We start from the raw sequence: 25,829 nt of genomic DNA on the forward strand, positions 1-25,829 counted from the left end.
TGCATTAATTAAAGTAGATGACATATTACTTTATTGTATATATGGTGGTGTACTTTGTGGTGCTGGTTACGGACTTGTGTTTTTAAGAAATGGTTAAACAGGTGGTACGGACATTATAACTATGCTTATTAGAAAAAAATATTCAAGCTTTGAAATTGGTAAACTTGGATTTATATTAAATTGTATAATAGTTATAGTTGGTGCTATCATCTTTGGTATACCAAAAGCACTTTATACTCTATTATCTATCTTTGTTCAAGGTGTAGTACTAGATAGAGTTCTAAGAGGTCTTAATAGTAGAAAACTTATGCTTATAATTACAAACGAAAGTCAAGCTATCATTAATTTTGTAATTAAAGATATGCATAGAGGTGTAACATCAATTCCAATAGAAGGTGAATATACTCATAAAAAGGCTAAAATGCTTTACTGTATAGTTACAACACGTGAAATGCTGTCATTGAAGAATGAAATTTATGCAGTAGACCCTATGGCATTTATAACAATAATGGATACATCTGAAGTTAAGGGTAAAGGCTTTAAGAGTGTATAGTCATATTTAAATAAGGTAGAGATTCTTAATGAATTTCTACCTTATATTTTTATCTATTTATATTTACTCTTATATATCTTTATTTAAGTGTGCTTTTATAGTCTTCTCTTCCCTCTACATAAAGATTATTTCCTTCTGAATCTATAACCACAATTATAGGAAAATCTTTAACTTCTAATCTTCTTATAGCCTCTGCGCCTAAATCCTCATAAAGAATTATCTCAGAAGATACTATACTCTTTCCTATAAGGGCTGCCGCCCCTCCAATTGCTCCAAAGTAAACTGCATTGTTTTTCTTTATTGATTCCACCACTTCATCATTTCTTAGTCCCTTGCCTATCATTCCTTTTAGACCTAAATCTAGAAGCTTTGGTGAATAAGCATCCATTCTATAACTTGTTGTTGGTCCTGCTGAACCTATAACTTGTCCTTCCTTAGCTGGAGTTGGTCCTACGTAATATATAATCTCATCTTTTATATTTATAGGTAATTCTTCGCCTTTATCTAAAAGCTCAATTAATCTTTTATGTGCTGCATCTCTCGCTGTATATATCGTACCAGATAAAAGTATTGAATCTCCACATTTTAAATCTTTAACTTTCTCCTCTGTTAAAGGGGTCCTAATATTTTTAACCATATACCTAAAACACTCCTTTTATATTACTGCTTCTTTATGCCTTGTTGCATGGCAGCTAATATTTACTGCAACAGGTAATCCTGCAATATGAGTTGGATAAACTTCAATATTTATCCCCAACGCTGTTGTTAATCCACCAAATCCTTGTGGACCAATTCCTAAACTGTTGATATCTTTAAGCAAATCTTTCTCAAGCTGTGCATAAAATTTATTTTTATTTTCTTCGTTTATAGGTCTTAATAAAGCTTTTTTGGAAAGATATGCAGCTTTATCAAATGTTCCTCCAATACCAACTCCTACAATCATAGGTGGGCATGGATTAGGACCAGCTTCCTCAACAGTTTTTAATATAAATTTCTTAACACCCTCTAATCCATCAGATGGTTTAAGCATAGCAATTTTACTCATATTTTCTGACCCAAATCCTTTAGGCGCTACAGTTACTTTTACTTTATCACCCTTTACTAAATTATAATAAATAACTGCTGGAGTATTATCCTTAGTGTTAACCCTATCTATAGGATCTTTAACTACTGATTTTCTCAAATATCCTTCTTCATATCCTCTTCGTACACCTTCATTGATAGCTTCCTCTATATCACCATCAATAAAGTGAACATCTTGTCCAACTTCTAAGAATATGCAAGCCATTCCAGTATCTTGACACATTGGCATATTCTCATTTTTTGAGATATCTGCATTCTCAACTATTTTTCCTAACACTTCTTTTGCAATAGGATAATTTTCTCTATCCCTATAATTAATCAAACTATCCTTTACGTCACTCCCTATGTAATAATTAGAACCAATGCATAAATCCCTTACACTATCTCTAACCTTGTTTACACTAATCTCTCTCATAAAATCCCTCTCCTCTCCTTCCTAGTTTATTAATTTTTTACTATTTTTACAAGGTATTTTGATTATAGATTACAATTTTTTCTATAATACTACAAAAAGGACTAATATTTTTTATTAGTCCCTAATTTCCTCGGAAATATATTAAATTATTCTAATATTGGCTTCTCTGGTTTTTCTTCAATATACTTATTTATTCCTTTAGTTATTGAATCAACCAACTTATCTTGATATGAATTATCCTTTAAGTTTTTTTCATCATCATGATTTGATAAGAATCCACATTCAACTATAATATTTGCCCCTTCATACCCATCTCTAAGTATCTTATATGATTTTTTAGCATCCTTAGCAACTCTATGGTTAGATGGCTGAAGCGTTTCCTTTACTGTACTTTGAATACTCTCTGCAAGCCCTTTACTCCTTTCATCACTTGAGTACCAGACTTGAGTCCCCTTACTACTTGAACTTGTAAACATATTTTGATGAATAGATATAAACATATCGCACTTTGTTTCTTTCTTTTTGTCACATCTTAATTGTAAATCATCTTTCTTTTTATTTGATAGAGAGGTATCCTCTTCTCTAGTCATATAAACATCATATCCCTCTTTCTTAAGTGCATCTCTTAGCTTTAAACTTATCTGAAGATTTATATCTTTTTCTATAGTTCCATTTTTTGTTTTTGCTCCTCCATCCCAATCTCCATGCCCTGGATCAATTAATATTTTACAGTCCTTAATTGATTCTTTTGAGTCTAATTGTACTGCATTTGTTTCTATTGGTATTATGCCTACTAATAATAGCATTAAGGCTATGCATATATTTTTTAAAATTTTCATATAGCTTATCCTCCTAAAAACTTATAATTTTATTATGTGATAAAAAATGTTTTTTATGATACATAAGTTTTTTGAAATTATATCCAATAAAAAGAGATAAGTATTATATAAAAAAAGAAGCTAGGTTTATATCTAGCTTCTTTTAAAATTTAATTATACTGAATTATTTTCTATTACACTTTCAGCAATGTTTTTTGCATGATCTCCGATTCTTTCAAAATTTGAAATTAAATCTAGGAATATAGCTCCAGCATATGCATTGCATTTTCCATCATATAATCTCTTAATATGCTTATCTCTATAGCTTTTTTGAGATGAATTTATTCTTTCTTCAATACTATTTATTCCGTTAGCTTTCTTAACATCTCTGTTCTCATAGCTATCTATAGCAAGTTGAAGCGCTGTTGTTGTATAATTATATATTTCATATAACTCATCTATAGCATCATCGCTATATTGTAATTTCTTATTTGATCTTTGTGCTGCAAGATCTGCTACATTTTCAGCATGATCTCCTATTCTTTCTATATCATTTATTATGTGGAATGTTGACGCAACGATTCCAGTTTCCTTATCTGATATCTCACACTTCGCTAATTTAACTAGATAAGTCGTTATAGATTCTTCTAATACATTTATTATCTCTTCATTATCATAAACCTTCTTTATAAGCTCTTCATCCTCTTTCATGAATGCTTCCATTGATAATTCAAGATTTTGTTTTGCCTTGTTAGCCATTCTTATAGTTTCTTTTATAACTTGTCCAGCTGCAATAACTGGAGTTTCAAGTAACCTATCATCTATATACTTAGGACCAACCTTCTCTATCTCATCATCTCCTGGAACTAGCTTATTAACCGCTATTATCAGATACTTTCTAAGCGGTAACATTACTGCTGTATTTGCTATATTGAATACTGTATGTGAATTTGCTATTTGTCTTTCAACATCTCCAGGACTCATAGTTGTAACTAATGTACCAAGCATGTGCATAAATGGTATGAATAATATTGTACCACCTACATTAAATATTAAATGTAAAAAGGCTGCTTTATGTGCTGTTTTATTTGTACCAACACTTGCAATCATAGCTGTTATACATGTACCTATATTACATCCAAATAATATTGGAAGAGCAGCATTGATATTAATTGCACCTGCTGTTGCAAGAGCAATAAGTATACCTGTTGTTGCTGATGAACTTTGAAGTATAGCTGTTAGTGCAGCCCCGGCTATTATACCTATAAACATATTATCACTTATAGAAAGTACTAATTGCTCAAACATAGGTGATGATGCAAGTGGTTTCATAGCTCCACTCATCATTCCCATACCAGTAAATAATATACCGAATCCTAGTATTATGTTACCAATATCTCTTCTCTTTTTAGCTTTTGCAAGCATAACCATAGCTGCACCAACAAATACGAATAATGGCGCTATTTGATCAAGCTTAAATGCAACTAATTGAGCTGTTATTGTTGTACCTATATTAGCACCCATTATTACTCCAGCAGCTTGTGCTAAGTTCATAAGCCCTGCATTAACGAAACCAACAACCATTACTGTAGTTGCACTACTACTTTGTATTACAGCAGTAACTGCTGCCCCAACGAGCACTGCAATTATAGGGTTTGATGTAACTTTCTCAAGGATCTTCTTTAATCCCTCTCCAGCTGCATTTTCTAGTCCATCTCCCATTAATTTCATTCCGTAAAGGAATAGTCCTAGACCACCCATTAAGCTTATAATCGTCATTACTATAGAATTCAAATTTTTATCCTCCATCCCAAAAAGAATTTTATTTAATCAAATTACTATTTATATTCTCAATTTTACAATCTAAGTGTACATTATTTCTTAACATTTGTTAATATTTATTCTTATTTTTTAACCTAGATTTAATATAGCTTTACTTTTATTGCCATTTATTTTTCATAAATATCCTTTTTTATTAAAAATTCATATATTTCTTGTTAAGTTTATGTATATAGGTTGAATTTTGGACAAAACATAACCTCCATAATAATATAAAATTCTACAAAAAAAAGAGAAGAGTATAAAACTCTTCTCTTCCATATTCCGTACTCCAAATATTATCTCTTTGAGAATTGTGGAGCTCTTCTTGCTTTCTTAAGACCGTATTTCTTTCTTTCAACCATTCTTGGGTCTCTAGTTAAGAATCCAGCTTTCTTTAATTCTGACTTTAAAGCTTCGTCTGATTTAACTAATGCTCTTGCTACACCGTGTCTGATTGCTCCAGCTTGACCTGTGAATCCTCCACCATGAACGTTAACTAATAAGTCAAACTTATCTTTAGTTCCTGTTAAAACTAAAGGTTGGTTAACGATAACTCTTAAAGTTTCTAAACCGAAATAGTTTTCGATTTCTCTCTTATTTATAACTACTTTACCATTTCCTGGTACTAGTCTTACTCTTGCAACTGATTTTTTTCTTCTACCAGTTCCCATGTATTGAACTTTTGCCATTTTAAATCCTCCTCCCGAGTTTCGGTTATTAGTACTTTAATTCAAGTACTTCAGGGTTTTGAGCTTGATGTTCGTGCTCTGAACCTCTGTTTACTTTTAATTTCTTTAACATTTTTCTACCTAAAACACCACTTGGAAGCATTCTTCTAACTGCTTCTTCAAATGCGAATTCTGGCTTCTTAGCAAGAACTTCTCTGTATGGGATTTCCTTTAATCCACCAACGTATAAGCTGTGCTTTCTCATCATTTTTTGATCTAACTTCTTACCAGTTAAAACAACTTTCTCAGCATTGATTACTATAACGAAATCTCCGCAGTCAACATTTGGTGTAAATGTTGGCTTATTTTTTCCTCTTAAGATTGAAGCAACTTGGCTAGCAACTCTTCCTAGTGGCTTACCAGCAGCATCAACAACATACCATTTTCTTTCAACTTCTTGTGCTTTTGCAATGTATGATTTCATCTCTGTTTCCCTCCTTGAACTTACGATTCGCAATATCTACATATTGCATTTATGTTAAGATGTTAGTTCACTAAATCTTATATACATAAATATTCTAACAAACATGTATTATTATAATACACGCTTACGGGCGTGTCAACAAATTTTCCGTATTTTTTTGTATTAATAATAAACTTTTTCTAAAACAAGGCCATTTGGCGGAACACAAAAGCCTGCTTCCTCTCTTTTACCTTCTTCTATTATCCTTTCAATACTCTCAGACTTGATTTTTCCACGTCCTACTTCAATTAAAGTTCCTACTATTATTCTTACCATATTATATAAAAAACCATCAGCAGTAATGAAAATTCTTATAAAGTCTCCTTCTCTTTCTATGTGTAGGTCACTAATTGTTCTAGTAGACGTCTTTACTGAACTTCCTGTTGTCTTAAAAGCTTTAAAATCATGTTTACCTATAAAGTATTTGCATGCTTTTCTCATCTCATCTACATTTAGAAATTCTCTAACATGATAAGAAAAGTTTTTATATAGTGCTACCTTCTCTTCTCTATTTATTAGGGTATAGCAATATGTCTTTCCTTTACTATCATATCTTGAATGAAACTCTTCTGAAACTTCTTCTGATTTTACAATAGCAATATCATCTGGTAATTTTGTATTTATAGCTTCTCTAAACTTCTCTGGCGGCACATTGCTGTCTGTATAGAAGTTTGCTACCATACCTTTAGCATGCACCCCTGAATCAGTTCTAGAGCTCCCTGTAATAGCTACTTCATTTTTAACTATCTTGGAAATTGCTATTTCTATCGTTTCTTGAATTGTGTTTTTACTACTTTTTTGCTTTTGCCACCCTAGATAATTAGTTCCATCATATTCAATTGTTAATTTTATATTTTTCATAATCTCACCTAAAACTTAAAGTATTCTAATTACTATACTAGCTATAAATAATATTCCAAATATCCCCCATGCTATTGCATCATCCTTAGAAAACTTTAATTGTTTCATTCTAGTTCTTCCCGAACCACCTCTATAACATCTAGCCTCCATTGCCATTGCAAGTTCATCAGCTCTTCTAAATGAACTTATAAATAGTGGTACTAAAAGTGGTACCAAACTCTTTGCTTTTTGAATAATTCCACCTGATTCAAAATCTGCACCTCTTGCCTTTTGTGCTTTCATAATCTTATCAGTTTCATCCATAAGAGTTGGTATAAATCTTAATGCTATAGTCATCATCATTGCAAGTTCATGGGCTATTTCCTTACCTATAGGTCTAAGAAGGATCTCTATCCCATCTGTAAGCTCTATAGGAGATGTTGTTAGAGTTAATAATGATGTACCAACTACTAGGAAGATTAATCTTAATGCCATAAATAATGCTGTTCTAATACCTTCAACATATATATTTAAAAATCCAAAATGAAATAATAATGTATCAGAACTTCCCTTTATCATAAATACATTCAATATTGAAGTAAATGCTACTAAGAAGATAATAGGTTTTAGCCCTTTTAATATAAATCTTGGCGGTACTTTAGAATTAATTATTACTGCAACTATAAATGCAACAACTAAAATATATCCTACAAATTTATCTATTAAAAATAGAGAAACAATAAATAACAGAGATATTAATATCTTCGTTCTAGGATCTAGCTTGTGAGTAAATGAGCTCCCTGGTATGTATTGCCCTATAGTTATATCCTTTATCACCTATTCATCCCCCTGACTTTTTGACTTATTTCCAAATAATCTTACTAATTCTTTTTTGCATTGTTCTATAGTATACACTTCATCACTTACCTTAAAACCTCTTCTTCTAAGTTCTCTCATAAGATAAGTAACTTGTGGTACTCCAAGTCCAATTTTTTCTAAAGTATCGACTTCCTTGAATACTTCAGATGGAGCTCCTTGTAAGGCTACAGTTCCCTTGTTCATAACAATAACTCTTTCTGCAAGCTTAGCTACATCTTCCATGCTATGGCTAACTAGTATTATTGTCATTTTATATTTTGTGTGAAGAAGTTTGATTTGAGCTAATATATCATCTCTTCCTTTAGGATCAAGTCCGGCTGTAGGTTCATCCAATATAAGAGTTTTTGGTTCCATGGCAATAACACCTGCTATAGCGACTCTTCTCTTTTGTCCTCCACTCAAATCAAAAGGTGATTTCTCCTTATAAGTTTCATAATCAAGACCTACCATCTCCATTGATTTCATTACTCGTCTATGTATTTCATCTTCATCTAGTCCAAGATTTGTTGGTCCATAAGATATATCCTTTTCTATTGTCTCTTCAAAAAGTTGATATTCCGGATATTGGAATACTAATCCAACTTTTTTTCTTACATCGGAAAGCTTAACCCCTTTTTCTGTTATATCTTCTCCATCAACAATTATCTTTCCTGATGTAGCTTCTAATAATCCATTCATATGTTGTATTAAAGTTGATTTACCTGAGCCTGTATGTCCTATTAAAGCAATAAATTCTCCATCTTTTATATCTATGTTTACATCATCCAATGCTTTTTTTTCAAAAGGACCATTAGGCATATATATATGTGTTAAATTCTCTATTTTAATTGACATAACGCTTCCACCATCTCATCTACATTTATTATTTTATCATCTAACTTTATTCCCTCTTTGCTTAACTCATAACTAAGTTCAGTTACTTGTGGAACATCTAATCCTATTTTTTTCATAAGTTCTACTTGTGAAAATACTTCCTTAGGAGTACCACCCATTATTAACTTACCATCATCCATAACAACAATTCTATCTGCTTCAGCAGCTTCATCCATGTAATGGGTTATAAGAATTATTGTAATACCATATTGTTTATTAATCTCTTTAATATTATTTAATACTTCTTTTCTTCCTGAGGGATCTAGCATTGCAGTTGGCTCATCAAAAATTATACATTCAGGTTGCATTGCAAGAATACCTGCTATAGCAACTCTTTGCTTTTGTCCCCCTGATAAAAGGTGCGGAGCGTGCCTTTTATATTCACTCATTCCAACCTTCTCTAAGCTCTCATCTACACGTTTTCTTATTTCTTTAGGATCCACTCCTAGGTTTTCTGGTCCAAAAGCAACATCTTCTTCCACTATTGTAGCAACCATTTGGTTGTCAGGGTTTTGAAATACCATTCCAGCTTTTGCTCTAACGTCCCATACATTATCTTCATCCTTAGTATTAAGTCCATCAACATATACAATACCATCAGTAGGTAAAAGTAGTGCATTCATATGCTTAGCTAATGTTGATTTGCCTGATCCATTATGCCCTAATACAACTAAGAACTCTCCCTTTTCAACTGTTAAATTTACACCATTAATAGCGTACCTTTCCATACCATCTTCATGTGATGTGTATTTAAAAACTAAATTCTCACATTTAATCATTTCTTGACTCATTTGGTCCTCCATATTAATAACTCATTCACTATTATATTGCTATCTAAATTATATTCTATATACAAACTTAATGGTTACTGTATATACACTTAACATTATTATATAACATTAATTTCAACTTTCAACCTTATTCAGAATATTTAAATCATTACTTCTCTATATAAAATACTTTTAAATATAACAAAACGGGGACTAAGATTGCTCTTAATCCCCCTCAAATAATTAAACTAATTCAAGTATAACTATTTCAGCTCCGTCCCCTCTTCTAGGGCCTTTTTTATACATTCTTGTATATCCACCGTTTCTTTCAGTGTATTGTGGAGCTATATTATCAAATAAATGCTTAACTACAGCTTCTTCTTGTACGAAAGATAAAACTTGTCTTCTAGCATGAAGATCTCCTCTTTTAGCAAGAGTGATCATCTTTTCAGCTAAACTTCTAGTTTCTTTAGCTCTAGTTTCAGTTGTTTCAATCTTACCATGCTTTAAGAAACTAGTTACTAGGTTTCTAAGCATAGCTCTTCTTTGGTCTGTTGGACGACCTAACTTACGATTAACTGCCATGGATTTACCTCCTTACTCGTCGCTTAACTTTAAGCTTAAGCCTAATTCTTTAAGCTTCTTTTCAACTTCTTCTAAGGATTTCTTTCCTAGATTTCTTACCTTCATCATATCATCCATTGATCTGTTAGCAAGTTCTTGAACTGTGTTAATACCAGCTCTCTTTAAACAGTTATATGATCTAACTGATAAATCTAGCTCTTCCACAGTCATTTCTAGTACTTTTTCCTTTTTATCTTCTTCTTTTTCAATCATTATTTCAACATCATTAGTTTCATCTGTTAATGACATGAATAATTTGAAATGTTCTATTAAGATTTTTGATGATAAGCTTATAGCCTCATCAATCTTAATAGTTCCATTAGTCCAAATTTCAAGTGTTAACTTATCATAGTCAGTAATTTGACCAACTCTAGTATTTTCTACTTTAAAGTTAACTCTCTTAACTGGTGTATATATTGAATCAACAGCTATTGCTGATATTGGTAGATCGTCACTTTTATTTTTATTTTGAGTAACGTATCCTCTACCTCTATTTACAGTTAACTCCATATAAAGTCTTCCATCGTTATCTAAAGTTGCAATATGTAAGTCTTTATTCACAACTTCAACATCTCCGTCAGTCTTTATATCTGCTGCTGTAACAACACCAGGTCCTTTTGCATCTATATATATAGTCTTTGGACCTTCACCGTTCATTCTTAAAGCTAAAGCTTTGATGTTAAGAATAATTTCAGTAACATCTTCCTTAACTCCTTGTATAGTAGAAAACTCATGAAGAACACCATCAATTTTAACTGAAGTAGTTGCAACTCCAGGTAATGATGATAATAATATTCTTCTTAGGGCATTCCCTAAAGTTATACCATATCCTCTTTCTAATGGCTCTACAACGTACTTACCATAAGTACCGTCTTCATTTGCTTCTACACATTCAATTATTGGCTTTTCGATTTCTAACATACGAACCCTCCTTATTTTTAAACTGGCAACCTTATTCTGAGGGCAACTGATTCTATATTTGCTTTAAGTTTATTGCTCTAACAAATATTACAATTATTTGCTGTATAACTCAACGATAAGAGTTTCATTAACTGGTACGTCAATATCTTCTCTTACTGGTACAGCAACTACTTTGCCTTCGTAGTTTTCAACGTTAGCTTCTAACCATTTTGGTAAAGTCTTTGGATTTTCAACGAAAGTCTTGAACTTTTCGCTTCCTCTGCTCTTTTCAGCAACAGTTATTACATCGTTAACTGATACTTTGAATGAAGGAATGTCAACTCTCTTGCCATTTACTAAGAAATGTCCGTGGTTAACTAATTGTCTTGCTTCGTTTCTTGAAGCACCATATCCTAATCTATAAACAACGTTATCTAATCTTAACTCTAATAACATTAATAAATTTTCACCAGTAATACCCTTCATGTGTTCAGCCTTTTCATAGTATGATCTGAATTGACCTTCTAACACTCCGTATATTCTTCTAGCTTTTTGCTTTTCTCTAAGTTGTACACCGTAGTTAGATAATTTCTTTCTAGCTGCTCCGTGTTGTCCTGGTGCGTAACTTCTTCTTGTGAAAGCACATTTATCTGTATAACATCTATCCCCTTTAAGGAATAACTTCATGCCTTCTCTTCTACATAATCTACATGTAGCTCCAGTATATCTTGCCATTAATTACACCTCCTGTATGAATCAAATACTAGACTCTTCTTCTTTTTGGTGGTCTACATCCATTGTGTGGGATTGGAGTAACATCTTTGATTAAAGTTACTTCTAATCCTGCTGCTTGTAAAGATCTTATAGCTGCTTCTCTTCCAGCTCCTGGTCCCTTTACATAAACTTCAATGCTCTTTAAACCGTGTTCCATTGCTGCTTTACTAGCAGTTTCTGCTGCCATTTGAGCTGCAAATGGAGTACTTTTTCTTGATCCTCTGAAACCTAGAGCTCCAGCACTTGACCATGATAACGCATTTCCTTGTGCGTCTGTTAAAGTAACTATTGAGTTGTTGAAAGTTGACTTGATGTGTGCAGCACCATGCTCAACGTTTTTTCTGTCTCTTTTTCTTCTAGTCTTTTTAACCTTTGCCATTGCTTTCCCTCCTAACTACTTCTTCTTATTTGCGATAGTCTTCTTAGGACCTTTTCTTGTTCTCGCATTAGTCTTAGTTTTTTGTCCTCTTACTGGAAGACCTTTTCTATGTCTAATTCCTCTATAACATCCGATTTCTACTAATCTCTTGATGTTTAATGCTACTTCTCTTCTTAAGTCACCTTCAATTGTAAGTTCCTTAATATAAGTTCTTAGCGCGTTTACTTCATCTTCAGTTAAATCCTTAACTCTTGTGTCAAGGTTTATTCCTGTAGCTTCTAATATCTTATGTGAAGTAGGTAATCCTATTCCATAAATATAAGTTAAACCTATTTCAACTCTTTTTTCTCTTGGTAGGTCAACACCTGCTATTCTTGCCATTAAAATTTACACCTCCTGGTAATTGAAATGCCTAAAAGTTTATTATTTTTGATTATCAAAAATATAATATATATATAATAAAATTTTAGGTTAATAGAGAATTTGTTCTCTATCATCAGCCGCTCCTAAAATCTAATTATTTAATTAAATGCCTATATAATGATATGTGACTTTGACAAAAAAGTCAATAAATTTTAAATACCTAATTTGTATTTTTTGTCTAATATTTATTTATATTAGCCTTGTTTTTGCTTGTGCTTTGGATTTTCACAGATTACCATTACTCTTCCTTTTCTTCTAATTACTTTGCACTTTTCGCAAATAGGCTTAACTGATGGTCTTACTTTCATCGCTAACCCTCCTTGTAATATTTGATAGATCTTACTATCTTATTTTGCTCTCCAAGTAATTCTACCTCTTGTTAAGTCATATGGAGAAAGCTCCACTGTAACTTTATCTCCAGGTAAAATTCTTATGAAGTTCATTCTTAATTTTCCTGATATATGTGCTAGAATTGTGTGCCCACTTTCAAGTTCAACTTGGAAGTTAGCGTTTGGTAAGGATTCTACAACGACTCCTTGCATTTCTATAACATCATCTTTTGACATAAGGTAATCAACCCTCCTTAACAATGCCTCTTAATTTTAAAAATCTCTTAATTTTTAAGTCAGTATCTTTTCTCTCACTGATTATGGCTGCTCTTATCTCATCATCTATATTTTCTAAGAACTCTAAATGCTTAACCTTTTTCTTCTTAGGTTCCTTGATCTTTTTAGTATCACCATTTGCAAGCAATACATAATTTTCATCAATTACATTTATTACTATATATAAATGATCTTTATCTCTACCAGCTAAAGAAAGTACAACTTTCCCAATCAAGTCATTGTTTTGCAAATTTTTCACCTCGATGATTACCTTAGAAATAAATAAGCATCGTAATATCACTTTGCAAATTTATAACTAAGCAACACTTTTATTTAGTTAGTGTTAGTATTTCGGGACCATCTGGTAAAATCGCAACTGTATTTTCGTAATGTGCTGATAGGCTTCCATCACTTGTTACAACCGTCCAATTATCTTTTAAAGTTCTTACTCTAAAGGATCCTTCATTAACCATTGGCTCTATAGCTAGAACCATGCCCTTTGTAAGTATTGGACCTCTACCTGGTCTACCGAAGTTTGGTACTTCAGGATCTTCATGTAGATCTCTGCCTATCCCGTGTCCTACAAAACTTTTCACAACGGAAAATCCGTTTACTTCAACGTGGCTCTGTATCGCATGTGATATATCTGTTAATCTATTACCAATTTGAGCGAACTTAATTCCCTCAAAGAAACAATCTCTTGTTACCTGTATAAGCCTTTTTGCATCTTCTGAAACATTTCCTACTGGAAAAGTTCTTGCTGCATCTCCATGGAATCCATCAAGATAAGCTCCACAATCTATACTGACTATATCACCATCTTTAAGGATGTAGCCTCCGGGAATACCATGAACTACTTGATTATTTACAGAAATACATAATGAAGCTGGAAATCCATACAAACCTTTGAATGAAGGTATAGCTCCTTGCTCTCTTATGAATTCTTCTGCTATTCTATCCAATTCTTTAGTACTTATACCTGGCTTAATTTCATTTTCTAATAGTAGTAATGTTTCACCTACTATTTTTCCTGCTTTTCTCATCAGATCAAGGGCCAAATCATCTTTAATTAAGATCATTATTTAGCACTCCCTAAAATCTTGCAGATACTTTCAAACACTTCATTGATTGCTTGAGTGCCATCAACTGTTGAAAGTAAGTTCTTATTCTTATAAAAATCAATTAGTGGTTGTGTTTGTCTTTCGTACACATCAAGTCTTTCTTTTACAGTTTCTTCTGTATCGTCTTTTCTTTGTACTATATCACTTCCGCAAAGATCACATTTTCCTTCAACCGCTGGTGGGTTAAATTTAATGTGGTAACTTGCTCCACATGATGGACAAACTCTTCTACCAGTCATTCTTTCAAGTATAAACTCACTTGGAACTTCGATACATAAAGCTGTATCTAACTTCTCGTTTCTACTATCTAAGAATTCTTGTAAGGCTTCAGCTTGAGCAACTGTTCTTGGAAACCCATCAAGTAGGTATCCATTCTTACAGTCATCATCTTGAAGTCTATCTTTAACCATATCTATAGTAACTGAATCCGGTACTAATTGTCCGTTATCCATATATTTTTTTGCCTCAATTCCTAATGGAGTATTTTCTGAAATATTCTTTCTGAAAATATCTCCTGTTGAAATATGAGGAATTGAATATCTATTACTAATTGATTTTGCCTGTGTTCCTTTTCCTGCTCCAGGAGGACCTAGTAAAATAATCTTCACGGGCATCATCTCCATTATTTAATCTTATTTAAGAAATCCTTTGTAGTGTCTCATTATCATTTGTGATTCTAGCTTTCTTGTGAAATCTAGAGCAACACTCACTACAATAAGAAGTGCTGTTCCCCCAAATTGTATTCCTTTGAATGCAGTATAGTTATCTATAACTATTGGTGTTACAGCAAGTAGTGCTGCAAATATTCCTCCGATGAAAGAAATTCTATTAAGAATACTTTCAAAGTATTGTGTTGTAGGCTCTCCTGGTCTAACACCTGGTATAAATCCAGCAGATTTATGCAGATTCTCTGACATTTCATCTGGCTTAAATGTTACTTGAGTGTAGAACCAAGTAAAGAATATAGTTAATAGTGAATAAACAACTGGATACATCCAAGTCTTACTATTAAAAATACTCATTGGGCTACTTGTAACCCATTTTGCCCATTCATGGCTTTGGAAGAAACCTGCAATTGTTGGTAAGAATTGCATTACTGACATAGAGAATATAATCGCTATAACAGCAGATCCAACTATACTTAAAGGAATATGAGTTGATTGACTTCTCATCACCTTATTCCCAACTGCTTTTCCTGCATACTGAACAGGGATTCTTCTTTCTGCAAGTGAAAAATATACTACTCCAGCAAGCGCTAATACAGCAAATACTACGAATAATGCTATTTCAACAATACTTATATCTCCTGAGTTTTCTAACATCAACATAGATCTAATTGTCATTGGTAATCTTGAAACTATATTTACAAAGATTAGGATTGAAACACCATTTCCGAAACCTTTAACAGTGATTTGGTCTCCTAACCACATACAGAATGTTGATCCGACAACTAAAGCTAGTATGACTACTATCATTTGTACAGTTTTCATACCTATTGTTGCTCCCATTTGAGAAATTGTTGCATACATACCAAATGCAAGAATAACTGCTATAACAATTGATAAATACCTAGTGGCATTTTGTATCTTTCTTCTACCATCTTCACCTTCTTTTGAAAGTTGTTCTAATGATGGTATAGCTATTGTTAATAGCTGAGTTATAATTGATGCATTGATGTATGGCATTACACCAAGAGCAAAAATACTAAATCTACTAAAGGCTCCACCTGATATTAAATCATAGAAACCCATTAAGTTTCCTGATTGAGTCATTCCTTTCAAATAATCGGCGCTAATCCCAGGAACAGGAATATGACTTCCCATCCTAAAGATTGCCACTAAAAATATTGTCCAGTAAAATCTTTTTCTCAATTCAGGTACCTTCCAGGCGTTACGTAGGGTTGATAGCATTCTTATTTCACCTCAACTTTTCCTCCAGCTGCTTCGATCTTTTCGATAGCAGATTTTGAGAACTTGCATCCTTTTACAGTTAAGTTCTTTTCTAAGTTTCCGTTTCCAAGAATCTTAACTCCGTCCATTACTTTTGAAATAACTCTTGTTTCTAATAATAATTCTGGAGTAACTTCTGTTCCATTTTCAAAAATGTTTAATCTATCTATGTTTATGCTAACGATCTTTTTAGCGAAGATATTAGTGAATCCTCTCTTAGGAAGTCTTCTGTATAATGGCATTTGACCCCCTTCGAATCCTGGTCTAACTCCACCGCCTGATCTAGCGTTTTGTCCTTTTTCACCTTTACCAGCGTTTCTTCCTAAACCTGAACCAGTTCCTCTTCCAACTCTCTTAGGAGCCTTTCTGCTTCCAGCTGCTGGCTTTAATTCATGAAGTTTCATACTCAGTGCACCTCCTCTTTTTATACTTCTTCTACATTTAACATGTAGCTTATCTTTTTAACCATACCGTTTATTTGAGGAGTTCCCTCATGCTCTACTGTCTTACCTATTTTCTTAAGTCCAAGGGCGTTTGCAGTAGCGATATGGTCTTTCTTTCTACCGATTAAGCTCTTTACTAATGTAATTCTTAACTTAGCCATGCAATTTCCCTCCTAACCTAATATTTCCTCAACAGATTTTCCTCTTAATTTAGCTATTTCGTCAGCTGTTCTTAAGTTTGCTAATCCATTGATTGTTGCTTTAACCATGTTATTAGGATTGTTTGAACCTAATGACTTAGCTCTAACATCCTTGATTCCAGCTAATTCAAGTACTATTCTAGCTGGACCTCCAGCGATAACTCCTGTACCTTCTTTAGCTGGCATTATAAGAACATCTCCTGTTCCAAATTTACCGTGGATTTCATGAGGAATAGTAGTCTCAACCATTGAAACTGAAACTAAGTTCTTCTTAGCATCTTCTATTCCTTTTTTAATTGCTTCAGGTATTTCGATAGATTTTCCCATTCCAACTCCAACGTGTCCGTTCTCGTCTCCAACAACAACTAGAGCTGCGAATCTGAAGTTTCTACCACCCTTAACAACCTTAGTAACTCTATTTATGTTAACAACCTTTTCTTTAAGGTCTAGTGTACTAGGATCGATTCTCATTTATTTCCCTCCTCGTTTCTTAGAATTTTAAGCCTGCTTCTCTAGCACCTTCAGCTAATGATTGAATTCTTCCGTGATATACGAATCCACCTCTATCGAAAACAACTTCTGTTATTCCCTTATCGGCAGCTTTCTTACCAACTAATTCACCCACTAATTTAGCGCCTTCTTTGTTTCCACCTTTAGCTGAGAAATCTTTTTCTAAGCTTGAAGCAGCAACAATTGTTACAGCATTTATATCATCAATTATTTGTGCGTAAATATTTTTTTCACTTCTGTATACTGAAAGTCTTGGTCTTTCAGGAGTACCGAAAACTTTCTTACGTACTCTAAGGTGACGTCTCTTTCTGCTAGCTTTTCTGTCTGCTTTCTTGAACATATAAAGCTCACTCCTTTCTTTTATTACTTACCAGTTTTACCTTCTTTACGTCTGATCACTTCGCCTTCGTATCTTATACCTTTACCCTTGTATGGTTCTGGTTTTCTCCATGATCTGATCTTAGCAGCTGCTTCTCCAACTTTTTGCTTGTTGATTCCTTTTACAACTACCTTTGTAGCTTCAGGTGTTTCAAATTCAACACCTTCAACTGCTTCTATTTCAACTGGATGTGAATATCCAAGGTTCATTACAAGTTTCTTTCCTTGCTTTTGAGCTCTGTAACCAACACCGTTTAAGATTAAAGTCTTTTGGAATCCTTTAGTAACTCCTTCAACCATGTTGTTTATAAGTGCTCTTGTTAATCCGTGAAGAGCTCTATGCTCCTTAACGTCGCTAGGTCTAGTTACAACTACTTCGTTGTTTTCAACTGCGATATTCATGTCTTTGTGCATAGCTTCTACTAGCTCACCCATTGGGCCTTTTACAGTAACAACGTTCTCTGGTGTTACTGTAACAGTTACGCCAGCAGGTATAGCTATTGGTAATCTACCTACTCTTGACATAATTGCACCTCCTGTTTTTCTCTACATGCATATATTCATCTATTTAATTACTATTTAATTTCTACCAAACGTAGCAAAGAACTTCTCCACCTATGTTGTTCTTTCTAGCTTCTCTATCTACCATTATTCCCTTTGAAGTTGAAATAACAGCTATTCCTAAACCATTAAGAACTCTAGGAGTTTCGTCTTTTTTACAATATACTCTTAATCCTGGCTTTGATATTCTCTTTAATCCAGTTATTACTCTTTCATTGTTAGCTCCATATTTAAGAGTTATTCTTAACATTGGAACTACTCCATCATTGTATTCATCAATTTCCTTGATGTATCCTTCTTGTAATAATATATTTGAAACGGCCTTCTTTACGTTAGAAGAAGGTACCTCTACTACTTCATGTTTAACAGCATTTGCGTTTCTTATACGAGTTAGCAAATCTGCTATAGGATCTGTCATAACCATTTAATGTGCCTCCTTTCGCTATATCTTCAGTATTACCAGCTTGCTTTTCTACAACCAGGGATTTGGCCTTTGTATGCAAGTTCTCTGAAACAGATACGGCATATACCGAATTTCTTTAATACAGAATGTGGTCTTCCACATATTCTACATCTAGTATAAGCTCTAGTCTTATACTTAGGTTCTTTGCTCCACTTTTCTATTATCGCTTTACGTGCCATAGATACCCCTCCTTATTGTTGAGCAAATGGCATGCCAAGGAATCTTAATAATTCTCTTGCTTCTTCGTCAGTGTTTGCAGTTGTAACGAAGATTATATCCATTCCTCTTACTTTGTCGATCTTATCGTACTCTATTTCTGGGAATATTAATTGCTCTTTAATTCCTAGTGAGTAATTTCCTCTACCATCAAATGATTTAGCTGAAATTCCTCTAAAGTCTCTAACTCTTGGTAAAGCAATTGACATTAACTTATCAGCAAATTCATACATCTTTGCCTTTCTTAATGTAACTTTACATCCTAATGCCATGTTTTCTCTTATCTTGAAGTTAGCAACTGATTTCTTAGCTCTTGTTAATATTGGCTTTTGACCAGTTATTATAGTTAAATCGCTAACAGCTGATTCTAAAACTTTTTGATTATCTTTAGCTTCACCAACACCCATGTTGATTACTATCTTTTCAAGTCTTGGAACTTGCATTATATTTTCATATCCGAACTTTTCCATCATAGCCGGAATTATTTCTTTTTCATATCTGTCTTGAAGTCTTGTCATATTGTTAACCTCCTTTCAATTTCTAGAATGTTTCTCCGCACTTCTTGCACACTCTAACCTTAGCTCCGTCTTCTAATATTCTGTTGCTAATTCTAGTAGCTTTTTTGCACTTTGTACAATATAACATTACCTTTGAGCTGTTTATTGCAGCTTCTTTTTCTATTATAGCACTTTCAGCTTGAGTTCTACCTGCCTTTTGGTGCTTCTTTACTATGTTAACTCCTTGAACTAGCACTTTACCAGTTTTTGGGGATACTTTTAAAACTTCACCTGTTTTACCTTTATCTTTTCCTGATATAACTACAACTGTGTCGTTCTTTCTTACATGTATTTTCAAGTTAGCCACCTCCTCTTTATAGAACTTCTGGTGCTAATGATAATATTTTATTAAATTCTTTATCTCTTAGCTCCCTAGCAACAGGTCCAAAGATACGTGTTCCTCTTGGTTGCTTATCGTCTTTTATTATAACAGCAGCGTTTTCATCAAATCTCACGTATGAACCGTCTGCTCTTCTTATTCCTTTTACTGATCTAACAATAACAGCTTTTACAACGTCACCTTTTTTAACAACTCCGCCTGGTGTTGCACTTTTAACGCTGGCAACTATTATGTCTCCAATGTTACCGTACTTTCTCTTAGATCCGCCTAATACTCTGATGCACATTATTTCCTTAGCTCCTGAGTTGTCAGCAACTTTTAATCTAGTTTGTTGTTGTATCATTAGATTACCCTCCTTTCGGTCTTTAAGCCATATTATTTAGCTTTTTCAACTATTTCAACAAGTCTCCATCTTTTATCCTTTGATAAAGGTCTTGTTTCCATTATTAATACTCTATCATTAACTTGAGCTTCATTCTTTTCATCATGAGCTTTGAACTTAGTAGTTCTGTTAACAGTTTTTCCGTATAGTGGATGTCTTACTTTAGTTTCAATAGCAACTACGATAGTTTTATCCATTTTATCAGAAACAACTCTACCGATCTTCTTTTTTCTTAGTCCTCTTTCCATTAAGGCTTACCTCCTTCCAGATTACTGTTCAACAACCCTTAACTCTTCTTGTCTTAAGATGGTTTTTATTTGGGCTATAGATTTCTTTACTTCTCTTATTCTCATAGGATTTTCTAATTGTCCTGTAGCTAATTGGAATCTTAAGTTGAATAACTCAGCTTTAAGTTCTCCTAATTTAGCTTTTAAATCTTGAGGATTACTTGCTCTTAATTCTTTTAATTCTCTAGCCTTCATTATTCTTCACCACCCATTTCCTCAAAATCTCTTCTTGTAACAAACTTAGTTCTTACAGGAAGTTTGTGTGATGCAAGTCTCATAGCTTCTCTTGCAACTTCTTCATTAACTCCAGATAATTCGAATAATACTCTACCTGGTTTAACTACTGCAACCCAGTACTCTGGTGATCCTTTACCTGAACCCATTCTTGTTTCAGCTGGCTTTTCAGTAACTGGTTTATCTGGGAAAATCTTTATCCAAAGTTTTCCTCCTCTTTTTATATATCTATTTATAGCAATTCTGGCAGCTTCTATTTGGTTACTTGTGATCCATCCACAAGTAGTAGCTTGAATACCGAAATCTCCATATGCTAGGAAATTTCCTCTTGTTGCTTTACCTTTCATTCTACCACGTTGTACCTTACGATGCTTTACTCTTTTAGGCATTAACATGATTTATTCCTCCTTTCTTATGCTTATGCGTTAGCTTCTTCCTTTTCAACTTTTTTAGTTGGAAGAACTTCTCCATTATAAACCCAAACTTTAACTCCGATTTTACCATAAGTTGTATCAGCTTCAGCAAATCCGTAATCGATATCTGCTCTTAAAGTTTGTAGTGGAATTGTACCTTCATGATATTGCTCAGTTCTAGCTATTTCAGCTCCACCTAATCTTCCTGAACAAGCAGTCTTAACTCCTTTAACTCCTTGCTTCATTCCTCTTTGGATAACTTGCTTCATAGCTCTTCTGAATGATATTCTCTTTTCTAGTTGTGCTGCTATATTTTCAGCCATTAATTGAGCGTTTGATTCAACGTTCTTAACTTCAACTATGTTTATTAGAATATTCTTTCCTGATATAAAGCTAGCTAATTTCTTCTTTAAAGCTTCTATACCTGAACCGCCTTTTCCGATAACAACACCTGGTTTAGCAGTATATATATTTAACTTAATTCTCTTAGCTGCTCTTTCGATTTCTATCTTTGAAATTCCAGCTGAGAAAAGATCTTTTTTTACAAATTCTCTTATTTTGTTATCTTCTATTAGATTGTCAGCAAAATCTTTTTTGTTTGCATACCATTTTGCATCCCATCCCTTGATAACACCTACTCTAAGTCCGTGAGGATGTACTTTTTGACCCACTTCGATTTCCCTCCTTCTTTATCTTTCTTTAACAACTACTGTTATATGACTTGTTCTCTTATTTATTCTGAATGCCTTACCATGATCCATTGGTCTAAATCTCTTTAATGTTGGACCGTGACCTACGTATGCTTCTGATACAAATAATCTATCTGCTTCTAATCCATGATTATTTTCAGCATTTGCAACAGCTGACTTTAAAACTTTGTTGATAGCAACTGCAGCTTCTCTTGGAGTGTATTGTAAAATAGCACTTGCTTCTCTTACATCTTTTCCTCTTATTAAATCAAGAACAGCTCCTACCTTTATTGGAGACATTCTTACATATTTAGCTATAGCTCTAGCTTCCATTTATGATCCTCCTTTCCAGGCTCTACTACTTTCTTTTTGATGATTTATCATCGTGTCCTCTGTATGTTCTAGTTAGTGAAAATTCACCTAATTTGTGTCCTACCATATCCTCTGAAATGTAAACTGGGATATGTTTTCTTCCATCATGAACAGCTATTGTGTGTCCTATCATTTGAGGGAAAATTGTTGAACTTCTTGACCAAGTTTTAACAACTTTTTGCTCACCATTAGCGTTCATTTCTTCTACTTTCTTTAAAAGTCCTGCATGGACGAAAGGTCCTTTTTTAATTGATCTACTCACTATATTTGCCTCCCTTCATTTCTTAGGCTCTAGCCTTGAAGAGAATGGATATTCTCTTCAAACTATTTCTTATTTCTACCCTTAATAATTAACTTATCTGAGTACTTCTTGTTCTTTCTAGTCTTGTATCCAAGTGCTGGTTTACCCCATGGAGTCATTGGACTTGGTCTACCTACTGGAGATTTACCTTCTCCACCACCGTGAGGGTGATCGCAAGGATTCATTACTGAACCTCTAACTGTAGGTCTGATACCCATGTGTCTTTTCCTACCAGCTTTACCTATCTTAACGATATCGTTAGTTGAATTTGAAACAGCTCCAATTGTAGCTCTACATTCTATTCTAACATATCTCATTTCACCTGAAGGTAATCTTAATGTAGCATATTTACCTTCTTTAGCCATTAATTGCGCTGATAATCCAGCAGCTCTTACTAATTGGCCACCTTTTCCAGCTTGTAATTCGATATTGTGTATGAATGTACCTACTGGGATGTTTAATAATGGTAATGCATTACCTGGTTTAATATCCGCGTCAGCTCCTGATACAACCTTATCTCCAACTTTTAATCCTGCTGGAGCGATTATGTATCTCTTATCTCCATCTGCGTATACAACTAATGCAATATATGCTGATCTATTTGGATCGTATTCTATTGTAGCAACATTTGCTGGAATACCGTCCTTATTTCTCTTGAAATCAATTATTCTGTATTTTCTCTTAGCGCCACCACCGTGGTGTCTTACAGTTATTTTACCTTGTGCATTTCTACCACCAGTTTTCTTTAAAGAAACTAATAATGACTTCTCTGGCTCATTTGTAGTTATTTCTTCAAATGTTGGCATAGTCATATTTCTTCTTGATGGTGTCATAGGTCTAAATGTTTTAACTGCCATTTAATTTCCCTCCTTCTTTCAGCTTATCTGGTGAATAATCACCAATAAATCACCTTATTGACGTCTATTGCATTCCTTCGAAGAATTCAATAGTGCTGCCTTCAGCTAATGTAATGATAGCTTTCTTGTAGTCAGCTCTCTTTCCTACATGTACGCCCATTCTCTTAGTTTTTCCCATAGTTCTGCTAGTCTTTACATCTGCAACTTTAACGTTGAAAACTTCTTCAACTGCTCTCTTTATTTGAGATTTGTTAGCACTTATGTGAACTATGAAAGTGTACTTATTTTCTGCCATTGCTGCCATACTCTTTTCAGTAATAACAGGCTTTCTTATTATATCATGGCTTGTTAAATTCATTATGCGTACACCTCCTCAATCTTTGATACAGCATCTTTAGTCATAACTACTTTTTCAAACTTAAGTAAGTCATAAACGTTGATGTTGTTTGCAGGTACAACTGCTACTCCCTCAATGTTTCTAGCTGACTTATAAACAACTTCGTTTGACTCAGCTGTTACGATTAAAGTCTTCTTAGCTTCCATTGTGTTTAGCATGTTAACTACATTCTTAGTTTTGATTGAATCGAATGCTAAATCTTCAACAACAACCATTTGTCCGTCTTGAACTTTAGTTGATAATGCTGACATCATAGCAACTCTCTTCATGCTCTTTGGTATAGCCATTCTGTAATCTCTTGGCTTTGGTGCGAATACAATACCACCTTTGATCCATTGTGGAGCTCTGATTGAACCTTGTCTTGCTCTACCAGTTCCTTTTTGTCTCCAAGGCTTGATTCCGCCTCCTCTAACTTCAGCTCTTGTTTTAGCTGATTGAGTTCCTTGTCTCTTGTTAGCTAATAATGCAACAACTACTTGGTGCATAGCGTTTTCGTTTATTTCAGTTCCGAATATATTTTCGTTTAATTGGAAATCTCCAACTTGTTTACCTTCTTTATTGAATAATCCTACTGTAGGCATCCTGCTTCCTCCTTTCCTTAAGAAATTAAGCCTTAACTGTATTTCTTATTACTACTTTGCTCTTGTTTGGACCTGGAATTCCGCCCTTGATTAGTATTAAGTTTTTCTCAGCTATTACTTTAACTACTTCTAAGTTTAATACTGTAGTGTTTACAGCACCCATGTGTCCTGGCATCTTCTTGTTCTTGAATGTTCTTGAAGGATCAGAAGCTGCTCCCATTGAACCTGGTGCTCTATGGAACTTAGAACCGTGTGACATAGGTCCTCTTTGTTGGTTCCATCTTTTGATAACGCCTTGGAATCCCTTACCTTTAGAAACTCCTGATACGTCAACCTTATCTCCTACTACGAATACGTCAGCCTTTATTTCTTGGCCTACTTCATATTCACTAGCATTTTCTAATCTGAATTCTTTTAGAGTTCTTCTTAATGAAACTCCTGCTTTTGTGAAGTGTCCTCTTTTTGGCTTGTTAACTAATTTTTCTCTTATGTCTCCAAAACCAACTTGTATTGCATCATAACCATCGTTTTCGATAGTTTTCTTTTGAGTTACAACACATGGACCTGCTTCTACAACTGTTACTGGAATTACTTTTCCATTCTCATCGAAGATTTGAGTCATTCCTATCTTCTTACCAATTATAGCTTTTTTCATGTATTTACACCTCCAAAACTTATTAGCGGATTGCTAGGCAATCATAATAGTTCAATGTCTTTATTATAATTTTGCTATTATAGCTTTATTTCGATATCTACACCTGCTGGTAGATTTAATCTCATTAATGCATCAACAGTCTTAGGTGATGGATTAACGATATCTATAAGTCTCTTGTGAGTTCTTATTTCGAACTGTTCTCTTGAGTCCTTATATTTGTGAACTGCTCTTAATATAGTAACAATATCTTTTTCAGTAGGTAGTGGTACTGGACCTGCAACCTTAGCTCCTGTTGACTTTGCAGTTTCAACGATTTTTTCTGCTGATTGATCTAATATTGTGTGATCAAAAGCTTTTAATCTGATTCTTATTTTTTGTTTTGACATCTTGGTTTCCCTCCTTTTCATGTACGCTTTACTTCTAACGCACAACAGCGGTTCTTCTATAAACTGTTCCTGGTGTTTCATAACTTTTGGAAAGAAATATAGAGTCCCTGTCGTCGGATTCTAGATCCTGACATACTCATCAAGAATTACCCGGAAGTCCGGCAACCTCTTGATTCATCGCCGCATGCTATACAACTTCTATATTATACTATTAAATTTTATGTTTTTCAAGTAATTTTTTCTTATAAAATTTAAATTATTTTTTAAATTTTTTCCGTTAGAATTAATTCGCTTTTTTTATTTTAATAGTATTTCTTATAAATATCAAGTATTTTATAAAGTTAATTTTTAGATGCCTTTTTGTAAACTTTTACTCATATTTTTTAATTATTTCATTAAATAATACAATATATACATAAACTAAAAAGAAAAATAAAATAAAAAAAGTAGTAAAGGACGTCTCCCTTACTACTTTTATATATAAAGTAATTACTACTATTCGATTACGCTAGTAACAACTCCTGAACCTACAGTTCTTCCACCTTCTCTGATGGCGAATCTTAATCCTTCTTCCATAGCTACTGGGTGG

At 33.6% G+C, this 25,829-nt stretch carries 43 protein-coding genes and 1 pseudogene; 1 reads left to right on the top strand and 43 read right to left on the bottom strand.

Features of this window, described 5'->3' with window-relative positions:
* A pseudogene (locus tag JOC62_RS18115) lies at positions 1-553 on the top strand (YitT family protein); the annotation flags it as partial.
* Positions 554-632: 79 nt separating this feature from the next.
* Here the strand turns inward: JOC62_RS18115 and JOC62_RS18120 are convergent.
* The 43 genes from JOC62_RS18120 to JOC62_RS18330 all read right to left on the bottom strand — a co-directional run.
* On the bottom strand, positions 633-1,190 hold the full coding sequence (locus tag JOC62_RS18120; protein ID WP_204596684.1) for a Fe-S-containing hydro-lyase: 558 nt from the start codon (positions 1,188-1,190) through the stop codon (positions 633-635).
* Positions 1,191-1,208: 18 nt separating this feature from the next.
* A complete protein-coding gene (locus JOC62_RS18125; protein WP_204596685.1) occupies positions 1,209-2,051 on the bottom strand; it encodes a fumarate hydratase in 843 nt (280 codons plus the stop codon).
* A 146-nt stretch (positions 2,052-2,197) separates the two neighbouring features.
* Positions 2,198-2,890: an N-acetylmuramoyl-L-alanine amidase gene (locus tag JOC62_RS18130; protein WP_204596686.1), complete on the bottom strand. Its 693-nt coding sequence runs from the start codon at positions 2,888-2,890 to the stop codon at positions 2,198-2,200.
* Positions 2,891-3,043: 153 nt separating this feature from the next.
* Positions 3,044-4,648: a Na/Pi cotransporter family protein gene (locus JOC62_RS18135; protein ID WP_204596722.1), complete on the bottom strand. Its 1,605-nt coding sequence runs from the start codon at positions 4,646-4,648 to the stop codon at positions 3,044-3,046.
* 338 nt (positions 4,649-4,986) lie between these two features.
* Positions 4,987-5,379 (bottom strand): 30S ribosomal protein S9, encoded by a 393-nt coding sequence (gene rpsI, locus JOC62_RS18140; protein WP_204596687.1) that lies wholly within the window; start codon positions 5,377-5,379, stop codon positions 4,987-4,989.
* Between the two features lie 28 nt (positions 5,380-5,407).
* A complete protein-coding gene (gene rplM / locus JOC62_RS18145) occupies positions 5,408-5,842 on the bottom strand; it encodes a 50S ribosomal protein L13 (protein ID WP_204596688.1) in 435 nt (144 codons plus the stop codon).
* A gap of 162 nt (positions 5,843-6,004) precedes the next feature.
* Positions 6,005-6,742 carry a tRNA pseudouridine(38-40) synthase TruA gene (gene truA / locus JOC62_RS18150; protein ID WP_204596689.1) on the bottom strand — a complete coding sequence of 246 codons (738 nt, stop codon included), beginning with the start codon at positions 6,740-6,742 and terminating at the stop codon, positions 6,005-6,007.
* 15 nt (positions 6,743-6,757) lie between these two features.
* Entirely contained in the window at positions 6,758-7,558 is an 801-nt protein-coding gene (locus tag JOC62_RS18155) for a CbiQ family ECF transporter T component (RefSeq protein WP_204596690.1), read from the bottom strand.
* Positions 7,559-8,434 (bottom strand): energy-coupling factor transporter ATPase, encoded by an 876-nt coding sequence (locus JOC62_RS18160; protein WP_204596691.1) that lies wholly within the window; start codon positions 8,432-8,434, stop codon positions 7,559-7,561.
* Positions 8,419-9,264, bottom strand: coding sequence for an energy-coupling factor transporter ATPase (locus tag JOC62_RS18165; RefSeq protein ID WP_204596692.1), 846 nt, complete (start codon positions 9,262-9,264; stop codon positions 8,419-8,421). The genes JOC62_RS18160 and JOC62_RS18165 overlap by 16 nt, the downstream gene beginning before the upstream one ends.
* 222 nt (positions 9,265-9,486) lie before the next feature.
* On the bottom strand, positions 9,487-9,828 hold the full coding sequence (gene rplQ / locus JOC62_RS18170; protein ID WP_204596693.1) for a 50S ribosomal protein L17: 342 nt from the start codon (positions 9,826-9,828) through the stop codon (positions 9,487-9,489).
* A 12-nt stretch (positions 9,829-9,840) separates the two neighbouring features.
* Entirely contained in the window at positions 9,841-10,788 is a 948-nt protein-coding gene (locus JOC62_RS18175) for a DNA-directed RNA polymerase subunit alpha (RefSeq protein WP_204596694.1), read from the bottom strand.
* 93 nt (positions 10,789-10,881) lie between these two features.
* Positions 10,882-11,502, bottom strand: coding sequence for a 30S ribosomal protein S4 (gene rpsD, locus JOC62_RS18180; RefSeq protein ID WP_204596695.1), 621 nt, complete (start codon positions 11,500-11,502; stop codon positions 10,882-10,884).
* 28 nt (positions 11,503-11,530) lie between these two features.
* Positions 11,531-11,920 carry a 30S ribosomal protein S11 gene (gene rpsK / locus JOC62_RS18185; protein WP_204596696.1) on the bottom strand — a complete coding sequence of 130 codons (390 nt, stop codon included), beginning with the start codon at positions 11,918-11,920 and terminating at the stop codon, positions 11,531-11,533.
* A 15-nt stretch (positions 11,921-11,935) separates the two neighbouring features.
* A complete protein-coding gene (gene rpsM, locus JOC62_RS18190) occupies positions 11,936-12,301 on the bottom strand; it encodes a 30S ribosomal protein S13 (protein WP_204596697.1) in 366 nt (121 codons plus the stop codon).
* A gap of 236 nt (positions 12,302-12,537) precedes the next feature.
* Positions 12,538-12,651, bottom strand: coding sequence for a 50S ribosomal protein L36 (rpmJ, locus tag JOC62_RS18195; protein WP_039312872.1), 114 nt, complete (start codon positions 12,649-12,651; stop codon positions 12,538-12,540).
* Positions 12,652-12,690: 39 nt separating this feature from the next.
* Positions 12,691-12,909: a translation initiation factor IF-1 gene (infA, locus tag JOC62_RS18200; protein ID WP_204596698.1), complete on the bottom strand. Its 219-nt coding sequence runs from the start codon at positions 12,907-12,909 to the stop codon at positions 12,691-12,693.
* A gap of 7 nt (positions 12,910-12,916) precedes the next feature.
* Positions 12,917-13,198, bottom strand: a complete 282-nt coding sequence (locus tag JOC62_RS18205) for a KOW domain-containing RNA-binding protein (protein ID WP_204596699.1) — start codon at positions 13,196-13,198, stop codon at positions 12,917-12,919.
* A 79-nt stretch (positions 13,199-13,277) separates the two neighbouring features.
* The gene (gene map / locus JOC62_RS18210) at positions 13,278-14,027 is read right to left on the bottom strand and encodes a type I methionyl aminopeptidase (protein WP_204596700.1); all 750 of its coding nucleotides are present in this window, start codon (positions 14,025-14,027) and stop codon (positions 13,278-13,280) included.
* Positions 14,027-14,677: an adenylate kinase gene (locus tag JOC62_RS18215; RefSeq protein ID WP_204596701.1), complete on the bottom strand. Its 651-nt coding sequence runs from the start codon at positions 14,675-14,677 to the stop codon at positions 14,027-14,029. Before JOC62_RS18215 ends, map begins: the two co-directional genes overlap by 1 nt.
* Before the next feature lie 24 nt (positions 14,678-14,701).
* Positions 14,702-15,979, bottom strand: a complete 1,278-nt coding sequence (gene secY / locus JOC62_RS18220; protein ID WP_204596702.1) for a preprotein translocase subunit SecY — start codon at positions 15,977-15,979, stop codon at positions 14,702-14,704.
* Between the two features lie 2 nt (positions 15,980-15,981).
* The gene (rplO, locus tag JOC62_RS18225; protein ID WP_204596703.1) at positions 15,982-16,422 is read right to left on the bottom strand and encodes a 50S ribosomal protein L15; all 441 of its coding nucleotides are present in this window, start codon (positions 16,420-16,422) and stop codon (positions 15,982-15,984) included.
* A gap of 20 nt (positions 16,423-16,442) precedes the next feature.
* Positions 16,443-16,622, bottom strand: a complete 180-nt coding sequence (gene rpmD, locus JOC62_RS18230) for a 50S ribosomal protein L30 (RefSeq protein WP_204596704.1) — start codon at positions 16,620-16,622, stop codon at positions 16,443-16,445.
* A 12-nt stretch (positions 16,623-16,634) separates the two neighbouring features.
* Complete coding sequence (rpsE, locus tag JOC62_RS18235; RefSeq protein WP_204596705.1) at positions 16,635-17,132, bottom strand: 30S ribosomal protein S5; 498 nt, start codon at positions 17,130-17,132, stop codon at positions 16,635-16,637.
* A gap of 19 nt (positions 17,133-17,151) precedes the next feature.
* Positions 17,152-17,511: a 50S ribosomal protein L18 gene (rplR, locus tag JOC62_RS18240; protein WP_204596706.1), complete on the bottom strand. Its 360-nt coding sequence runs from the start codon at positions 17,509-17,511 to the stop codon at positions 17,152-17,154.
* 23 nt (positions 17,512-17,534) lie between these two features.
* Positions 17,535-18,074, bottom strand: coding sequence for a 50S ribosomal protein L6 (gene rplF / locus JOC62_RS18245; protein WP_204596707.1), 540 nt, complete (start codon positions 18,072-18,074; stop codon positions 17,535-17,537).
* Between the two features lie 61 nt (positions 18,075-18,135).
* Positions 18,136-18,534 carry a 30S ribosomal protein S8 gene (gene rpsH, locus JOC62_RS18250; RefSeq protein WP_204596708.1) on the bottom strand — a complete coding sequence of 133 codons (399 nt, stop codon included), beginning with the start codon at positions 18,532-18,534 and terminating at the stop codon, positions 18,136-18,138.
* A gap of 32 nt (positions 18,535-18,566) precedes the next feature.
* The gene (locus tag JOC62_RS18255) at positions 18,567-18,752 is read right to left on the bottom strand and encodes a type Z 30S ribosomal protein S14 (protein WP_204596709.1); all 186 of its coding nucleotides are present in this window, start codon (positions 18,750-18,752) and stop codon (positions 18,567-18,569) included.
* Between the two features lie 12 nt (positions 18,753-18,764).
* Positions 18,765-19,307 carry a 50S ribosomal protein L5 gene (gene rplE / locus JOC62_RS18260; protein ID WP_204596710.1) on the bottom strand — a complete coding sequence of 181 codons (543 nt, stop codon included), beginning with the start codon at positions 19,305-19,307 and terminating at the stop codon, positions 18,765-18,767.
* A 22-nt stretch (positions 19,308-19,329) separates the two neighbouring features.
* The gene (rplX, locus tag JOC62_RS18265; RefSeq protein ID WP_204596711.1) at positions 19,330-19,644 is read right to left on the bottom strand and encodes a 50S ribosomal protein L24; all 315 of its coding nucleotides are present in this window, start codon (positions 19,642-19,644) and stop codon (positions 19,330-19,332) included.
* Between the two features lie 16 nt (positions 19,645-19,660).
* Positions 19,661-20,029, bottom strand: coding sequence for a 50S ribosomal protein L14 (rplN, locus tag JOC62_RS18270; protein WP_204596712.1), 369 nt, complete (start codon positions 20,027-20,029; stop codon positions 19,661-19,663).
* 32 nt (positions 20,030-20,061) lie between these two features.
* Positions 20,062-20,316 carry a 30S ribosomal protein S17 gene (rpsQ, locus tag JOC62_RS18275; protein WP_039312826.1) on the bottom strand — a complete coding sequence of 85 codons (255 nt, stop codon included), beginning with the start codon at positions 20,314-20,316 and terminating at the stop codon, positions 20,062-20,064.
* Between the two features lie 21 nt (positions 20,317-20,337).
* A complete protein-coding gene (gene rpmC / locus JOC62_RS18280; RefSeq protein ID WP_039312823.1) occupies positions 20,338-20,550 on the bottom strand; it encodes a 50S ribosomal protein L29 in 213 nt (70 codons plus the stop codon).
* Entirely contained in the window at positions 20,550-20,984 is a 435-nt protein-coding gene (gene rplP / locus JOC62_RS18285; protein ID WP_204596713.1) for a 50S ribosomal protein L16, read from the bottom strand. Before rplP ends, rpmC begins: the two co-directional genes overlap by 1 nt.
* Before the next feature lie 23 nt (positions 20,985-21,007).
* Positions 21,008-21,673 carry a 30S ribosomal protein S3 gene (gene rpsC / locus JOC62_RS18290; RefSeq protein ID WP_204596714.1) on the bottom strand — a complete coding sequence of 222 codons (666 nt, stop codon included), beginning with the start codon at positions 21,671-21,673 and terminating at the stop codon, positions 21,008-21,010.
* 18 nt (positions 21,674-21,691) lie between these two features.
* Entirely contained in the window at positions 21,692-22,024 is a 333-nt protein-coding gene (gene rplV / locus JOC62_RS18295) for a 50S ribosomal protein L22 (RefSeq protein ID WP_204596715.1), read from the bottom strand.
* 25 nt (positions 22,025-22,049) lie between these two features.
* A complete protein-coding gene (gene rpsS / locus JOC62_RS18300) occupies positions 22,050-22,325 on the bottom strand; it encodes a 30S ribosomal protein S19 (RefSeq protein WP_204596716.1) in 276 nt (91 codons plus the stop codon).
* Positions 22,326-22,387: 62 nt separating this feature from the next.
* Complete coding sequence (gene rplB, locus JOC62_RS18305) at positions 22,388-23,221, bottom strand: 50S ribosomal protein L2 (protein WP_204596717.1); 834 nt, start codon at positions 23,219-23,221, stop codon at positions 22,388-22,390.
* A 64-nt stretch (positions 23,222-23,285) separates the two neighbouring features.
* Positions 23,286-23,579, bottom strand: a complete 294-nt coding sequence (gene rplW / locus JOC62_RS18310) for a 50S ribosomal protein L23 (protein ID WP_204596718.1) — start codon at positions 23,577-23,579, stop codon at positions 23,286-23,288.
* Positions 23,579-24,199: a 50S ribosomal protein L4 gene (gene rplD / locus JOC62_RS18315; protein ID WP_204596719.1), complete on the bottom strand. Its 621-nt coding sequence runs from the start codon at positions 24,197-24,199 to the stop codon at positions 23,579-23,581. The genes rplW and rplD overlap by 1 nt, the downstream gene beginning before the upstream one ends.
* Positions 24,200-24,224: 25 nt before the next feature.
* Positions 24,225-24,854 carry a 50S ribosomal protein L3 gene (rplC, locus tag JOC62_RS18320; protein WP_204596720.1) on the bottom strand — a complete coding sequence of 210 codons (630 nt, stop codon included), beginning with the start codon at positions 24,852-24,854 and terminating at the stop codon, positions 24,225-24,227.
* Positions 24,855-24,931: 77 nt separating this feature from the next.
* A complete protein-coding gene (rpsJ, locus tag JOC62_RS18325) occupies positions 24,932-25,240 on the bottom strand; it encodes a 30S ribosomal protein S10 (protein WP_204596721.1) in 309 nt (102 codons plus the stop codon).
* Positions 25,241-25,735: 495 nt separating this feature from the next.
* On the bottom strand, positions 25,736-25,829 hold a 94-nt coding region (locus JOC62_RS18330; protein WP_341534822.1), incomplete at its 5' end, for an EF-Tu C-terminal domain-related protein.

It is taken from the genome of Clostridium sardiniense (genome assembly GCF_016907995.1).
Classification (GTDB): Bacteria; Bacillota; Clostridia; order Clostridiales; family Clostridiaceae; genus Clostridium; species Clostridium sardiniense.

Excerpts from the sequence above, each read along its gene's own strand:
- JOC62_RS18120 (WP_204596684.1), bottom strand. The coding sequence starts at position 1,190 with ATGGTTAAAAATATTAGGACCCCTTTAACAGAGGAGAAAGTTAAAGAT.
- JOC62_RS18125 (WP_204596685.1), bottom strand. The coding sequence starts at position 2,051 with ATGAGAGAGATTAGTGTAAACAAGGTTAGAGATAGTGTAAGGGATTTA.
- JOC62_RS18130 (WP_204596686.1), bottom strand. The coding sequence starts at position 2,890 with ATGAAAATTTTAAAAAATATATGCATAGCCTTAATGCTATTATTAGTA.
- JOC62_RS18135 (WP_204596722.1), bottom strand. The coding sequence starts at position 4,648 with ATGACGATTATAAGCTTAATGGGTGGTCTAGGACTATTCCTTTACGGA.
- rpsI (WP_204596687.1), bottom strand. The coding sequence starts at position 5,379 with ATGGCAAAAGTTCAATACATGGGAACTGGTAGAAGAAAAAAATCAGTT.
- rplM (WP_204596688.1), bottom strand. The coding sequence starts at position 5,842 with ATGAAATCATACATTGCAAAAGCACAAGAAGTTGAAAGAAAATGGTAT.
- truA (WP_204596689.1), bottom strand. The coding sequence starts at position 6,742 with ATGAAAAATATAAAATTAACAATTGAATATGATGGAACTAATTATCTA.
- JOC62_RS18160 (WP_204596691.1), bottom strand. The coding sequence starts at position 8,434 with ATGTCAATTAAAATAGAGAATTTAACACATATATATATGCCTAATGGT.
- JOC62_RS18165 (WP_204596692.1), bottom strand. The coding sequence starts at position 9,264 with ATGAGTCAAGAAATGATTAAATGTGAGAATTTAGTTTTTAAATACACA.
- rplQ (WP_204596693.1), bottom strand. The coding sequence starts at position 9,828 with ATGGCAGTTAATCGTAAGTTAGGTCGTCCAACAGACCAAAGAAGAGCT.
- JOC62_RS18175 (WP_204596694.1), bottom strand. The coding sequence starts at position 10,788 with ATGTTAGAAATCGAAAAGCCAATAATTGAATGTGTAGAAGCAAATGAA.
- rpsD (WP_204596695.1), bottom strand. The coding sequence starts at position 11,502 with ATGGCAAGATATACTGGAGCTACATGTAGATTATGTAGAAGAGAAGGC.
- rpsK (WP_204596696.1), bottom strand. The coding sequence starts at position 11,920 with ATGGCAAAGGTTAAAAAGACTAGAAGAAAAAGAGACAGAAAAAACGTT.
- rpsM (WP_204596697.1), bottom strand. The coding sequence starts at position 12,301 with ATGGCAAGAATAGCAGGTGTTGACCTACCAAGAGAAAAAAGAGTTGAA.
- rpmJ (WP_039312872.1), bottom strand. The coding sequence starts at position 12,651 with ATGAAAGTAAGACCATCAGTTAAGCCTATTTGCGAAAAGTGCAAAGTA.
- infA (WP_204596698.1), bottom strand. The coding sequence starts at position 12,909 with ATGTCAAAAGATGATGTTATAGAAATGCAAGGAGTCGTTGTAGAATCC.
- map (WP_204596700.1), bottom strand. The coding sequence starts at position 14,027 with ATGATCTTAATTAAAGATGATTTGGCCCTTGATCTGATGAGAAAAGCA.
- secY (WP_204596702.1), bottom strand. The coding sequence starts at position 15,979 with ATGCTATCAACCCTACGTAACGCCTGGAAGGTACCTGAATTGAGAAAA.
- rplO (WP_204596703.1), bottom strand. The coding sequence starts at position 16,422 with ATGAAACTTCATGAATTAAAGCCAGCAGCTGGAAGCAGAAAGGCTCCT.
- rpmD (WP_204596704.1), bottom strand. The coding sequence starts at position 16,622 with ATGGCTAAGTTAAGAATTACATTAGTAAAGAGCTTAATCGGTAGAAAG.
- rpsE (WP_204596705.1), bottom strand. The coding sequence starts at position 17,132 with ATGAGAATCGATCCTAGTACACTAGACCTTAAAGAAAAGGTTGTTAAC.
- rplR (WP_204596706.1), bottom strand. The coding sequence starts at position 17,511 with ATGTTCAAGAAAGCAGACAGAAAAGCTAGCAGAAAGAGACGTCACCTT.
- rplF (WP_204596707.1), bottom strand. The coding sequence starts at position 18,074 with ATGTCAAGAGTAGGTAGATTACCAATAGCTATACCTGCTGGCGTAACT.
- rpsH (WP_204596708.1), bottom strand. The coding sequence starts at position 18,534 with ATGGTTATGACAGATCCTATAGCAGATTTGCTAACTCGTATAAGAAAC.
- JOC62_RS18255 (WP_204596709.1), bottom strand. The coding sequence starts at position 18,752 with ATGGCACGTAAAGCGATAATAGAAAAGTGGAGCAAAGAACCTAAGTAT.
- rplE (WP_204596710.1), bottom strand. The coding sequence starts at position 19,307 with ATGACAAGACTTCAAGACAGATATGAAAAAGAAATAATTCCGGCTATG.
- rplN (WP_204596712.1), bottom strand. The coding sequence starts at position 20,029 with ATGATACAACAACAAACTAGATTAAAAGTTGCTGACAACTCAGGAGCT.
- rpsQ (WP_039312826.1), bottom strand. The coding sequence starts at position 20,316 with ATGGAAAGAGGACTAAGAAAAAAGAAGATCGGTAGAGTTGTTTCTGAT.
- rpmC (WP_039312823.1), bottom strand. The coding sequence starts at position 20,550 with ATGAAGGCTAGAGAATTAAAAGAATTAAGAGCAAGTAATCCTCAAGAT.
- rplP (WP_204596713.1), bottom strand. The coding sequence starts at position 20,984 with ATGTTAATGCCTAAAAGAGTAAAGCATCGTAAGGTACAACGTGGTAGA.
- rplV (WP_204596715.1), bottom strand. The coding sequence starts at position 22,024 with ATGGAAGCTAGAGCTATAGCTAAATATGTAAGAATGTCTCCAATAAAG.
- rplB (WP_204596717.1), bottom strand. The coding sequence starts at position 23,221 with ATGGCAGTTAAAACATTTAGACCTATGACACCATCAAGAAGAAATATG.
- rplW (WP_204596718.1), bottom strand. The coding sequence starts at position 23,579 with ATGAATTTAACAAGCCATGATATAATAAGAAAGCCTGTTATTACTGAA.
- rplD (WP_204596719.1), bottom strand. The coding sequence starts at position 24,199 with ATGCCTACAGTAGGATTATTCAATAAAGAAGGTAAACAAGTTGGAGAT.
- rplC (WP_204596720.1), bottom strand. The coding sequence starts at position 24,854 with ATGAAAAAAGCTATAATTGGTAAGAAGATAGGAATGACTCAAATCTTC.
- rpsJ (WP_204596721.1), bottom strand. The coding sequence starts at position 25,240 with ATGTCAAAACAAAAAATAAGAATCAGATTAAAAGCTTTTGATCACACA.